We start from the raw sequence: 13,516 nt of genomic DNA on the forward strand, positions 1-13,516 counted from the left end.
TGAAAAATTGTCGAAATGATTGAAAAATAGTGGTAGAATGTTCCTAATTCATTTTATTGATAGCATATATTTTGAGGAGGAGACAATGACAGATGGTAAAAGGAAAATCAATAAAGTTCAAACTAAACTTTTTTATGATTGTTTTACTCGTTATTCCATTGGTTTTTGTTGCGCTGTTTTTATATCAGAAAACGGCTATTTTGGAAAAAGCAATTATCCAAAAAGAAGACTTGGAAAGTATGTCGTCGGCAATTGAGGCGACTTTTCTTGAATACGAAGAGGAACTGAAGTACATAGCAGAATTGCCGGAAATACAATATGAAGCAGTTGAGGCGTCGGGTAGCGCCGATTATCAGAACATGCCGGCAGCGAACGAACCGGCGCTGACGGCTTTTTATGAGGCGTACTTGCAGGAGCTTTCCCGGGATGACGACTATTTAATCAACCTCTACCTCGGAACGAATACAGGGGCGCTCTATTTGGATCAGATTCCGCCGGAAGAGGTTGATCTTACCAGCTATGATCCGCGAACGACGGCCTGGTATACCCAGGCTGAAGCGGCCGGGGGCGAGGTGATTTGGACTGACCCGTATTTCGATACTGCAACAGGGAAGTCGACCATTACGCTGGCGACGACGGTCGAAAGCGAGCAGGGTGCCGTGATCGGAGTAGTTGGCATGGATTTTGAAATGTCGAAGCTGGCAACGGAATTGCGCAACGAGATACTTGGAGCAACGATTCTGACGGCTGTAATTTCCGTGATCATCGGCCTCGTCTGTGTGGTGCTGTTCGTCAAAGGACTCGTTAAAAACGTACAGATCATGAATGAGGAAATGAACAGGGTCGCTCAGGGAGACCTGTCAACTGAACCGATCGTTTTAAAAACGAACGATGAATTCAGCGGACTGGCACGGTCTGTCAACGTGATGAAAGACAGCCTCCATCATATTGTCCATGAGATGTCAGGCGCTTCCAGACATGTGACAGAGCAAAGTCATGAGTTAACCGAGTCAGCGAACGAGGTGAAGGAAGGCAGTGAGCAGATCGCAGCAACGATGCAGCAATTGTCATCAGGTACCGAAACACAGGCGAATCGCGCCGCTGATTTGGCTGAATTTATGGAGCGGTTTACAAATGAGATTGAACACGCCTATCAAAATGGGGAAGAGATCGCTGCTGTGTCAAAAGGAATGCTGAAGGTGACGGAGGAAGGCAGCCAACTCATGACTGCATCGGTCACGCAAATGAACAATATAAATCAAATCGTGCACAAGGCGGTTGAGAAAGTACGGGGACTGGATCAACAGTCACAGGAAATTTCGGCATTGGTTGAAGTGATCCGGGAAGTGGCAGAGCGAACAAATTTACTGGCTTTGAATGCGGCGATTGAAGCGGCACGGGCCGGCGAGCACGGTAAGGGATTCGCTGTTGTCGCAGACGAGGTTCGCAAGCTGTCAGAGCAGGTGAATGACTCAGTCGGGGATATTACGGATATTGTAACAAAGATTCAGAGTGAATCGAATGATGTTGCCGTTTCGCTGGAGGACGGTTATAAAGTGGTTGATGAGGGCTCCCATCAAATCGCGGTCACGGGTGAGACATTTAAACAGATCAATCAGTCGGTGAGCGATATCGTCAGCAAAATAAAGTTGATTTCCAACAATCTTAAAGATATTTCACGGGACAGCGAGGAAATGGTCGGTGCGGTCGATGATATCGCCTCGGTGTCTGAAGAACTGGCTGCCGGGGTAGAGCAGGCGGCCGCATCAGCAGAGCAATCGAGCCATTCCATCGAAGAGGTCTCAAATCGCGCGGGTGAATTGGCACAGCTCGCCGAACAGTTAAAAGAAAGAATTGACCACTTTAAGCTATAATTTTTCTGGAGGGTCAAAACGGCCTAGCTTTGGACTTATTGGCAATGGCTTCACACGCCACAAGTCCGTTTTAAGGAGGCCACTGAAAAACTTCCTAATTCGTAACTCGGAGAAGAGTAACGGATCACTTATTTGAGGAGACGCAACCTCTCTTTTTCCCCCTAGAAAAGCGGACGGGAAGGGCAGGTTGAAATCCACCGGCGCACGGTTCGTTCAACGCCCGCCTACGGAAAGCGTGCCCCCCATCCCGGTAACGAGGTCGAAGAGCAAAACACTGACTACTAAACAAAAAAACCTATCGACTTTGTCGACAGACTGTGTAGGGTATAATGAATGATACCCTACTATTTTTTTTGGAGGAGAGAAGATGACGATTTTACTTGTGGAGGATGATAAAACGATCGCGGCCGGGCTGGAGTATTCGTTGCAGCAGGATCAGTTTACGACGATTTTATGCTATGATGCCGAGTCGGCGAAACATGTGCTCGCCAACGAGCTTCATCATATTCAATTATGCTTGTTCGATTTATCCCTTCCCGATGGCAGCGGATATGAATTATGTCAGCTTGTGAAAGAGCAGAGCGATATCCCGGTCATTTTTTTGACGGCGATGGACGAGGAAGTGAATGTCGTGATGGGTCTTGATATGGGCGCCGATGATTATATTACGAAGCCGTTCCGCGTACGCGAGCTTTTATCGCGGATTAAATCGGTGCTTCGGCGCTATCAAAAGCAGGCCCCTCAGGCAAAGCCGATGATTGAGCTTGGTGAGATCCGGATTCACACGCTTGAAGGAAAAGTATACAAGCGGGGTACGGAATTGCTGCTGACGGCGCTGGAGTATCGCCTGCTGATGATCTTTGCCAATCATATAGGTCACGTTCTTTCCCGCCAGCAGCTGCTGGAGCAGATTTGGGACGTAGCCGGTGATTTCGTTAATGATAATACATTGACAGTCTATATAAAGCGTCTGCGCGAAAAGCTGGAAGATGATCCGCAGCAGCCGCGCCTAATTAAAACGGTTCGTGGGCTCGGCTATAAGGTCGGTGAGTAGGATGTTCAGAAATCGCGAGTTCCGCTATTTTGTTTTACTTCAAGTCGTCTTCAGCGCGGTCGCAGTGGGTGTGACGAGCTTTTTATCTCTAATTGCGGCAATGGTGATTGCTGTCGCCACTTTTTTGCTGATCACCAGCAATCTTCTGTATACACGCTGGCGTTATCGGGAAATTGAAAAGCTTTCACGCTATTTGCGGCAGATCACAGCGGGAGATTATACGCTCGACGTCCGGGACAATGAAGAGGGCGAGCTGAGCCTGCTGAAAAATGAAATTTATAAAGTGACGCAAATGCTGTCAGAGCAAGGCAACAGTCTGGCCCGTGATAAAGGCAAGCTGACTGATGCGATCTCGGATATTTCCCATCAATTAAAAACACCGTTAACTTCCATGATGGTAATGGCCGACCTGCTCAGCAACTCCGATCTTTCAGTTGAAAAGCGAAAGGAATTTACACATAACATCCGAGTACAGCTTGAACGGATTGAGTGGCTCGTCTCGTCCTTATTAAAACTGTCGAAAATCGATGCCGGGACGATTCATTTTAAAAAAGAGCCGATTGCCGTACGGGAGTTAATCAGGAGGTCGACCGAACCTTTGTTAATTCCGATGGATATTAAAGACCAACGGTTGAAGCTGGATAGTGGGGCAGAAGTTTCACTGGTCGTCGATGCAAATTGGACGGTTGAAGCGTTGATTAATATCTTGAAAAATGGTGTGGAGCATACAGGAGAGGGAGGCGAGATTGCCGTTTCCTATTCCGACAATGCGCTCTACAGTGAAATCATCATCGCCGATAATGGGAAAGGGATTGCCAAGGACGATCTCCCCTATATTTTCAAGCGGTTTTACAAAGGGAAAAATGCCAGTGACGGCAGTATCGGCATTGGGCTGGCGATGGCACACAGCATAATTACAAGTCAAAACGGCGATATTGAAGTGACGAGCGAACCCGGAAAAGGGACAACCTTTATGCTGAAGTTTTATAAAACATCCTATTAGAAAACAGGCGTGCAACGGTTTTAAGCTGTCGGAAAGTGATTTTCCCGAGCGATATGAATGAGGATACGGAGCAAGTAGAGTGTTGCTCCGGTAGCAAGGTGACGAAATTGTCACTTTCCTAGTCACCCCAGAGTCATATGCGACCGCTATACTTAGAGCCATCTAAGAAACAGGTGGAGGTCTAATAATGGAAATTTTAAAAATCGAAAATCTCTCGAAAGTGTATGGAAAAGGGGAAACGGCTGTTAAGGCGCTTGATAATGTTTCATTTTCCGTTCAAAAAGGTGAGTTTGTGGCGATTATCGGTCCGTCAGGATCGGGGAAATCAACGCTTCTGCACTTGCTCGGCGGCGTCGACCGCCCAACAAGCGGGAAGGTGCTTGTTGATAACACGGATATGTACCAATTGAATGAAACGCAGCTGGCGATTTTCAGACGGCGGCAAATTGGCCTGATTTATCAGTTTTACAATTTGATCCCGATCTTAACGGTGGAAGAGAATATTACGCTCCCGCTCCTGCTTGATGATCACAAGGTTGATCAGAAGCAGTTCGATGATATCGTTGGCATTTTGAAGCTGAAGGAGCGCTTGCAGCACTTGCCGAACCAGCTGTCGGGCGGGCAGCAGCAGCGTGTGTCAATCGGACGGGCATTAATCAGCAACCCGGCGATTATGCTCGCTGATGAGCCGACGGGAAATTTAGACAGCAAGAACAGCCGTGAAATCATCGACCTGTTAAAAATGTTTAACAAAACATTTAACCAGACGCTTGTCGTCATCACGCATGATGACCGGATTGCTCTCCAGGCTGACCGGATCATTTCAATCGAGGACGGGAAGGTCGCCAAGGATGAGGTGATCCGTCCATGAACATCGTCAATAAGGTGACCTTTCGTCATTTAAAGCAAAATAAAAGGCGGACTCTTGTCACGATCATCGGAACGATTATTTCAGTCGCGATGGTGACCGCGGTCGCCACTCTCGGCATGTCCTTTATGGACCTGTTTCAACGCGAGACGATGGACAGGAACGGTGAATGGCATGTTGCTTATCATGGAGTGGACAAAGCGCAGCTGGAAGTGATTAAAGCCGAGGAAAACACGGAAGCTGTTTCTCTTTCAAGAGATAGGGGTTATGCCTTGCTTGAAGAGAATCAAGCAAATCGCTATAAACCGTATTTGTTCGTTAAGGATTTCAATGAAGAAGGCTTTGAACGATTCTCGGTCAATGTGAAGGAGGGCCGTCTCCCACAGGCTGAGAATGAAATTGTCATCTCAGAGGAAATCGCCAAAAACGCGCAAGTATCGTATCAAATTGGAGATGAGCTGACGCTTGAGATCGGTGAGCGTTTTGCGGAAGGGCAGGCAAGTGAGCAGCTGCTTAGCCAAAACAATTCTCTTGTCATGGATGAAGAAGGAGAAAGCCTGGAAAGGTTAATTAATCAGGAGGAAAGGAGCTATACGATCGTCGGCGTGATTGAAAGCCCGAGCTGGGAACCGTCATGGTCTCCGGGCTATACGGTGATTTCCTACGTCGATCCGGCAAGCGTAACGGAAGCTGATCCGGTTGATGCGTCGGTCTATCTTGCTAATGTGAGCAATGCTTTATTTGCTGAGGCGGAGGCGTTGGGACAGGCGCATAACATTAGCAAGGTCAGCTATCATAGCGAGCTATTGCGCTATTATGGGGTCACGGATCAAGACAACTTGCATCGCACCCTTTATTCGTTGCTCGGAATCATCATTGCCGTTATTGTCATTGGCTCGGTCGCGTTAATTTTTAATGCGTTTGCGATTTCTGTTTCCGAGCGTTCCCGCCACTTAGGAATGCTCTCGAGTGTCGGAGCGACAAAGCGGCAAAAGCGGAACTCAGTTTTCTTTGAAGGATTTTTAATTGGTCTTGTCAGCATCCCGCTCGGGCTTCTGGCCGGTGTCGCGGGAATTGGCATCACATTCTTCTTTATTAACGGGGTTTTGCAGGAGGCGCTTTATCTTGGCAACGGCTTGCGCCTTGTCGTCACGCCGGGCTCTTTGTTGACAGCGGCGGGGATTTCGGTGGCGACGATTTTTATTTCGACGTATATACCGGCACTGAGAGCTTCCCGCATTTCGGCAATTGATGCGATTCGTCAAAGCCAGGACGTCAAGCTGAGCGGCAAAGCGGTTAAAACGTCACGGCTTGTCCGCAAGCTCTTCGGAGTAGAGGCGGATATCGGCCTGAAAAATTTAAAGCGACATAAACGCAGGTACCAGGTAACGGTGTTTTCTCTCGTGATCAGTATTATTTTGTTTCTGACGGTGGCATTCTTTACCGACAGTTTAGTGAAGTCGATGGAAATGTCCCAGGACGGGATTGATTTCGATATTCGTGTTCAGCAAAGTCAGGAGACCGAGGAAGCTCGTCAGCTATTGGAGGAGATCCCTTCTCTTCCGGAGGTGACGAACTACAGTCTTGAAAAACAAGTGTATCTGTCGGCGATGATTGATGAAACGAAGATCGCGGAGGAGCTAAAAGAAAACACCGGTGAGCTTGAGGAAGGAGCGTATTATTACTCGATCAATATTATTGCCCTGGATGAACCGAGCCTGGCAGCCTATGCCGAGCGGGTCGGAATTGATGCCGAACAACTGATGGAAGAAGGCGATCTGAAAGGGATCGTTGTCGATACGATCTCCTATACCGATTACGATGAGGGAAAGATTGTCGAGACGAAAGCGATTCAGACCACAGTTGGCGAGACGTTTGATTTATTCTATGAAGAATGGGTTGGCGACAATCCTGAAAGAATCAATGTCGGTTCTGTAGAAGTGGCGGTGCTGACTGACCAGCAGCCGATGGGGATAATGAACGGGGATCTCGGCAGCTTGAACATCGTCGTATCCGAGCAAATGTTTGACGAGGTGATCGGGGAGGGTGACAACCTGATGATGACGACAACGCTGCACCTGCAAACAAGCGATCCAATGGCGACCCAGGAGGAGATTGATGAGCTTGGGGGATCTTCGTTCTATGTGTACAACGTCTACCAGGCGAGGCAGCAGGAGGAGCAGATGGTGCTGATCGTGAGAGTGTTCACCTACGGCTTCATCACGCTGATTACCCTGATTTCTGTCGCCAATATTTTTAACACGATTTCGACGAGCATAGCTTTGCGAAAGCGGGAATTCGCGATGCTGAAATCAATTGGCATGACGCCGAAGTCATTTAATAAAATGATCAATTATGAAAGTATTTTCTATGGAGTGAAGGCATTGCTATACGGATTGCCGCTCAGTGTGATTGTGATGTATCTGATTCACCGCTCGGTCAATCATACATTCGCCTATGACTTCAGCCTGCCATGGCTGAATATCCTCTATGTCGTGATTGCGGTCTTTGTGATCGTTGGGGTGGCAATGCTTTATTCCATTGCAAAAATCAGGAAAGAAAACATTATTGATGCCTTGAAGCAGGAAAATATATAAACATATGAGGCTGGCCGATCAGGGTACATTATCCGTATCGGCCAGCCTTCTTTTGATTTTGTCCACTGTTTGTATCACCCATGGTATAATAAGTCTGGGTGTCGAAAAGGGACAATTATGTGCGGCAAGAAGTGGCTATGGAAGGTAGGGAGCAACAATGGAGTTATTTATGATGATGGTGGGGATCATTCTTTTTATTATCAATTTACTTTTTGCGGTGATCGTCATCTTTATTGAACGAAAGGATGCGGGGGCGACGTGGGCCTGGCTGATGATCCTGATGTTCATCCCGTTTCTCGGCTTTGTTGTTTATCTTTTTTTGGGCCAAAACTTAACGAGGAGAAGAATGTTTGACTGGGAGGATATCCAAAAAATCGGGATTGAAGATGCGATTTCCAAACAGATGCAGGAAATGCGCGATTCGACGATTTCTTTTGATGAGCCGGAAATAGAACGTTACCGTGACCTGATATATATGCATTTAATTAATAATGATGCTCTGTTAACCGAAAAGAACGAAGTCGACATTCTGGTCGATGGGGAGGAAAAGTTTCAGACGCTGTTAGCGGACATAGAAAATGCACAGCACTTTATTCATTTACAATATTATATTTTCAGAAATGATCAGTTAGGGAAACGGATTATCCGCGCTCTTGAAAAAAAAGCGAAGGAAGGGGTTAAAGTCCGGGTGCTGTATGACGACCTGGGCTCGAGGAAGCTAAGAAGAAAGAATTTCTCAGAACTGGTTGCTCATGGCGGGGAAGTTGGAGTGTTTTTTCCTTCGCGTCTGGCATTGATCAACTTCCGGATGAATTATCGCAATCACCGCAAGCTGGTCAATATCGACGGGCAGATCGGCTATATTGGCGGATTCAATGTCGGAAATGAATACCTTGGTTTGAAAAAGAAGTTCGGTTACTGGCGCGATACGCATCTGCGGATTAAAGGGCCGGCCGTCGATGCGATTCAAACGAGATTTATCCTCGACTGGAATCAGGCATCAAAGCAGCATCTGATTCATTATGACCCGGGCTACTTCCCGGAGAAGCAGACAGATGGCAAGGCGATGATTCAAATTGTGTCAAGTGGACCGGATGCCGAATGGGAACAGGTCAAAAACGGGTATATTAAAATGATCATGTCAGCGAAGCGCTCGATTTATATTCAAACGCCATATTTCATTCCTGATCAAAGCTTACTGGATGCGTTGCGGATTGCCTGTTTATCAGGGAAAGAGGTTCATCTGATGATTCCAAACCGTCCTGATCACCCTTTTGTTTACTGGGCGACACTTTCCCATGTCGGTGAGTTATTGAAGGTCGGAGCGAAGGTCTATATTTATGAAAAAGGCTTCATCCACGCGAAAATGATTGTCATCGACAGCGAGGTCAGCTCGGTCGGGACAGCTAATATCGATATGCGGAGCTTCAAGCTGAACTTTGAAGTAAATGCGTTTATTTACGATATCGAAGTCGCCCAGAAGCTCGTCAGCTATTTTAAGAAGGATGTCAGCGTTTCAACTGAACTGACTCAGCTTAAATATAATGAGCGCTCCAAGGTGATCCGCTTTAAGGAATCAATTTCCCGGCTGCTTTCGCCGATTTTGTAAGTGCTGCTACAAAAGATACGGAGTTTTGATTCGCGAAAGGGCAGGCTTCAGCCCGGGGCAAGAGGTGAAAAACAGCCTTTTCCCGAAGCTGCTGAAAAAGTACGATTTTCACTTTTTCAGCAGCTTTTTCGTAATGAGCGCAGCCGTTGCCTGATTTTGAAAGCCTTGCTACGAGTCGGTTTCTCGAAGAAGGGCGTGCAACGTGCGGAGCCGTTACTCTTCTTCGAGTTACGAAAAAGGTAGTTTTTCCGTGGCCTCCTTTTCCCCGGGTTCTTCTTTTGTTCACTGAGCGAAATAATGCACGAAATAGTCAGACAGGATCGCGATCGTCGCCTCTTTTTCCGCGGCCGTATTCTCAGCTCCGCCGACAGCGATATAAATAACCTCATCGCTTAGGTCCGTTTCCTTACTAGTCATCAGGCCGCGGGACACTCCCGGGTAACGTTCTTCAATTTCGACTGCCATTTGTTCAAGTAAAGGGTAAAAGTCACTGTTTGGAGTAACCTTAAACAGAACCCTGGCCATTTCTTGATTAGTTAGCTCCGTAGTCGTTCGCTCTCTGTCCAGCTCGTCATCGAAAAAAGAAAAGACGATACTGTTTTCAGCTATTTCTTCCATACTTTTGGCATATGTGACCCCGATCTTATGCTTTTCCAACATTTGTTCGAGAGCTTTTCCTTCACCGGTGTCTGTCTCATGATGCAAAATCGTGATCGCAGGTGAGAAAAGCAAATCGTTCTCCTCCGGGTTAGCACTTTGGCAGCCTGTCAAAGCAACGAAAGCAAGCATCATTAAGAGACAAAAGCAATAAAGTTTACGCGTCATGTTCTTCCCCCCTGAATGATAAGATGATCAACCCTTGTCCTAAAGTAGAGTATCTTCATGTTTTATAACAAAAAAGAGATAGTGTAACTTATGTTATTTAATAGGGAATTATTCTATTTTCTCTCATGATTCGTAGCTCTGAGGAATTAAGTTTTTACAATGATTATCATAATGAGGTTGAGAGGATAGTTTTTCTATTCCAATGTAGAAGCAACTTGAAATGATACTATATGGAAGGATGTAATATCTCTTACTGCTGTAAAAAGGGAATAACATTATATAACTGAATTTTCTGTTAAATGAAGATAAAAGCCCCTTATTAATTTAAAGAAGAGAAAGGAAACGATATGTTGATAGAATCATTTACTTTCGTGAAATGTACATTTCGTCCAAATTAATGATGAATTTACCTGGAACTAAAATATCCAGTCCGATAATTCCGTTGATCCCAAACCCCTCATCAAGATGACCGAAATCAATGGATGCATTACTAATAGAAAATGTTCCAAACGATAAACCGTCGACTATTTTTCTGAAGGCGAAACTATCCCCGCCGATGCCACTCATGATTGTTAATTCATCGACTGGAGTTGCAAATATTCCGATATCAAAAACAGCATCAGCAGATATGAGTGTTCTTGCAGCACCTGTATCTACAATGATATTAGTGATCACAGCTTTCTTATCTTGGTAGCGCAACTCAAATTCTGTGTGTAAAAGACCATTTAAATAGTGCAACTTCATAATGACTTGATGCCCCTATACGAAGGTTTTCGCACAATATTTAATTCAATACGAGGTTTGGATGTGTGAAACACAAAAGTATCTCCACTGCTATTTAATAGGGATGTGGTCGCTTCCTGATCAGTTTTGATTGGCTTAATCAATGCAACTTCATCAATGATTTTCTTATCTTCTATTACATGCGCTTTTAAAGCTTCGAGTTGAACCCACTGATTTGGGTACAATTGACGAACTTCTTTCCATTGCATGTTAAATCCCTCCCTTGCCTTCATTATAGCATAATCGTTCACCGACAGACGCTTGAGATAAAAGCAGCTTTGGCTAACAATTGGCCATGAATTTGCGCGCCACAAGCCCATTATGAGTGGATCACTCACAATGGGCGTTAAACGAAAGTGGCGGGTACGAACATGGTTAGAGGATGGACTTTTGGAGAAGCTGATAAGCCTCCCAGAGTGTAAGCCTACTCCATCTTCCTGAAGTGGAACAGACCGAGGGCGAGCCAGCCGGCCATGATGACGGCGGCGAAGCAGAGGAAGGCGACAGGTCCAAAGGCGACGATTAACGGCACGGACGCAGCGGTGACGATTCCACCGCCGACAAAAATATCAAGCAGAAGCTGTTTGTAGCTGAACCCTTCCTTTGCTGGCGTTTCGTCATGGGCGTCGGCCAGCTTGATCAGCAAGAGGCCGGCCGCGCTCATTCCCATCGCCTGGCCGAGATCGCCAATCGCCCGTTCAAACCAGTAATCCGGCATGATGCGCGGCGCAATAAACAGAAAGGCGACGACGTTCCAGGCGATTGCCGCTACGGACATGATGAGAAACGGCAGGAAGTAATCGCCTAATACAGAGAGGGACAACGTCGCGATCGCCGCGACAATTAACAGATCAAGCGCCAGTCCCTGAATGCGGTTGATCAGACCGCGGTCGAGAATGCTCCTCTTTACGAACTTGCTTACGATCAGCTGGACAATGACCGCCCCGACCATAGCCAGTGGAAAGAGAGGGAGATGAACAAGCAGTTCAATCGTGTCTCCCCAGAGCATCTCTTCGACGAAAATCAGTCCTTGTAGAATGACATAACCGACCGCGATCGCAATGCCGATGTAGGCGAAGTGAACGGTAAATGATTCAATGACTTCCGGACGGGTAGTTTGATGGCCGGCAGGAGCGTCCTCTTGGTTCTCCTGCTTGATCAGACCCTTTCTCTGTTCGGTTGAAATGTCATCAGGACTTTGCAGGACATCTGTTTTGCCGTTACGCGCCCCCCAATTCAGCAAAATCATCCCAAGGACGACTCCGGACAGCACCCCGATTGTCGCTAAGCCAACAGCGAGGTCCCTGCCCTCCTCAAAGCCGACCGCAGAAAATGTGCCGGATAAGCCGGCGGCGGTTCCGTGGCCGCCGACAAAGCTGATCTCCAGCAGCGCGCCGACAGCTGGGTTCATCCCGAGCAAAGGAATGAAAAGCAGCAGGGCAAGCAGTGAGCCGACGACATACTGCCCCCATGAGAGAATGTGGGCGAACGTCACTTGCGGGCCGGAAATCCGCCATATTTTTTTTAGCGAAGGAATCGTTTTGCCGAGAAACAAGGAAGCAAAAATAACGCTGATCAAAAGCTCGGGCAGCGTTTCCCAAACGGCAATCATCGCTTCCGGAAACAGGCCGCCTTCGTCAAACAGATGAAAGAAGCGGCCGAGCACTTCCGGACCGAGGAGTAAGCCGAGCAGACCGGCGATGATCGAGCTCGGGATAAAGATTGTCTGCAAAAACGGCGTGAACACACGTATCCATTTGCCGATGATTAACAAGATACCTAGAATAATAAAGCTGAATCCGACGACTTCTGGTGACATAGGGGCATTTGTCCTCCTCTTTGGTTATTACTACACTGATAACCATGAAACTATCATTTAAAACCTCGACGGGAAATGATCAGCAGGCGAAAAGAGGCGAAGTCAGCTTCGGGGAGCGGCGCTGTGCACATTGGTAAGAGCACCGGATAAATGTGAACCTCGCCCTTTGTGTTGGGATCTGTTGCATTTTCCGCCTGCTTATGGTCTAATTTAGGTAGCTACTTTTTATACCTTTTTGTTTAGAAAGTAAATGCAGGAGGTGCATCACGATGGACGTATTGGAAGCAATTCGCTCCCGCAGAAGTATTGGACTTGTGAAAGAGGACCCGCTCGATAAAGAAACGATCGCGAAAATTATTGAAGCTGGGACGTGGGCTCCGAGCCATTACCGGACCGAGCCGTGGCATTTTTTCGTTATGGAAGGGAAAGCAAGAAAAGCGCTTGGGAAAGCTCTCGTTAAGATCGCTTTGGAAGAAATGGACGATCCAATGACTGAAGCAAATCAGAAGAAAGTAGAGAAGGTCGCCGAAAAACCATTTCGTGCGCCTGTGATCATCGCCGTTGCGGTCCGTCCAAGCGACAATCCGAGAGCGCTGAAGCTGGAGGAGGCAGGTGCGGTCTACGCGGCCATTCAAAATATGCTTCTTGCTGCGCATGGACTCGGCGTTGCCGGATATTGGCGGACCGGCGCGCCAGCGTATCATCCGACGATGAAAAAGCTGTTCGGCCTAGCCGATCATGAATACATTGCCGGCTTTCTCTATTTTGGCTATCCAAAACGTGAGCCGCATGAAGGGAAACGCCGCCCGATCAATGAAGTAACGACCTGGCTGGCGGAAGAAGATGAGTTTGAAGCATTGATATAGAAGCTTTTCATAAATCGGCGGGGTGTGCCAAATTGGCGCACCTCGTTTTGCTGTTTTCAGCTAAAATGAACACATTACATAAATTTTTTTGAAAAAAAACTTAGACGGCACAACTAACACAATGGTTTAGTTGTGCCTTAACCATTTGGTTTCAAGATTGTTTAAATATTCATTTGGTGCCTTCTTGAACCTTCTTTGTTTTGTATGTGTGTAAATAC

At 46.9% G+C, this 13,516-nt stretch carries 11 protein-coding genes; 7 read left to right on the forward strand and 4 right to left on the reverse strand.

The genetic code is table 11. From position 1 onward, the window contains the following. The first annotated feature begins 92 nt into the window (after positions 1–92). From M3212_RS14555 to cls, 6 genes are all read left to right on the forward strand, one after another. On the forward strand, positions 93–1,874 hold the full coding sequence (locus M3212_RS14555) for a methyl-accepting chemotaxis protein (protein ID WP_251194704.1): 1,782 nt from the start codon (positions 93–95) through the stop codon (positions 1,872–1,874). 367 nt (positions 1,875–2,241) lie between these two features. Continuing rightward, positions 2,242–2,928: a response regulator transcription factor gene (locus M3212_RS14560; protein WP_251194705.1), complete on the forward strand. Its 687-nt coding sequence runs from the start codon at positions 2,242–2,244 to the stop codon at positions 2,926–2,928. 1 nt (position 2,929) lies between these two features. Continuing rightward, positions 2,930–3,931, forward strand: coding sequence for a sensor histidine kinase (locus M3212_RS14565; RefSeq protein ID WP_251194706.1), 1,002 nt, complete (start codon positions 2,930–2,932; stop codon positions 3,929–3,931). A gap of 187 nt (positions 3,932–4,118) precedes the next feature. After that, positions 4,119–4,802: an ABC transporter ATP-binding protein gene (locus M3212_RS14570; RefSeq protein ID WP_251194707.1), complete on the forward strand. Its 684-nt coding sequence runs from the start codon at positions 4,119–4,121 to the stop codon at positions 4,800–4,802. Continuing rightward, a complete protein-coding gene (locus M3212_RS14575) occupies positions 4,799–7,396 on the forward strand; it encodes an ABC transporter permease (protein WP_251194708.1) in 2,598 nt (865 codons plus the stop codon). Before M3212_RS14570 ends, M3212_RS14575 begins: the two co-directional genes overlap by 4 nt. Positions 7,397–7,553: 157 nt before the next feature. After that, complete coding sequence (cls, locus tag M3212_RS14580) at positions 7,554–9,005, forward strand: cardiolipin synthase (RefSeq protein ID WP_251194709.1); 1,452 nt, start codon at positions 7,554–7,556, stop codon at positions 9,003–9,005. Between the two features lie 282 nt (positions 9,006–9,287). Here the strand turns inward: cls and M3212_RS14585 are convergent, their stop codons facing one another. From M3212_RS14585 to M3212_RS14600, 4 genes are all read right to left on the reverse strand, one after another. Continuing rightward, positions 9,288–9,830, reverse strand: coding sequence for a stage II sporulation protein P (locus M3212_RS14585; protein WP_251194710.1), 543 nt, complete (start codon positions 9,828–9,830; stop codon positions 9,288–9,290). Between the two features lie 363 nt (positions 9,831–10,193). Beyond that, positions 10,194–10,574, reverse strand: coding sequence for a retropepsin-like aspartic protease (locus tag M3212_RS14590; protein WP_251194711.1), 381 nt, complete (start codon positions 10,572–10,574; stop codon positions 10,194–10,196). Further along, complete coding sequence (locus M3212_RS14595) at positions 10,571–10,822, reverse strand: hypothetical protein (RefSeq protein WP_251194712.1); 252 nt, start codon at positions 10,820–10,822, stop codon at positions 10,571–10,573. Before M3212_RS14595 ends, M3212_RS14590 begins: the two co-directional genes overlap by 4 nt. A gap of 215 nt (positions 10,823–11,037) precedes the next feature. Then, entirely contained in the window at positions 11,038–12,432 is a 1,395-nt protein-coding gene (locus tag M3212_RS14600) for a sodium/glutamate symporter (protein ID WP_251194713.1), read from the reverse strand. Positions 12,433–12,701: 269 nt separating this feature from the next. Between M3212_RS14600 and M3212_RS14605 the strand changes: the two genes are divergently transcribed. Then, complete coding sequence (locus M3212_RS14605) at positions 12,702–13,298, forward strand: nitroreductase family protein (RefSeq protein ID WP_251194714.1); 597 nt, start codon at positions 12,702–12,704, stop codon at positions 13,296–13,298. The last annotated feature ends 218 nt before the right edge of the window (positions 13,299–13,516 follow it).

Origin of the sequence: Halalkalibacter oceani (assembly GCF_023715705.1) — a bacterium.
Taxonomy (GTDB): Bacteria; Bacillota; Bacilli; order Bacillales; family Bacillaceae_D; genus Halalkalibacter; species Halalkalibacter oceani_A.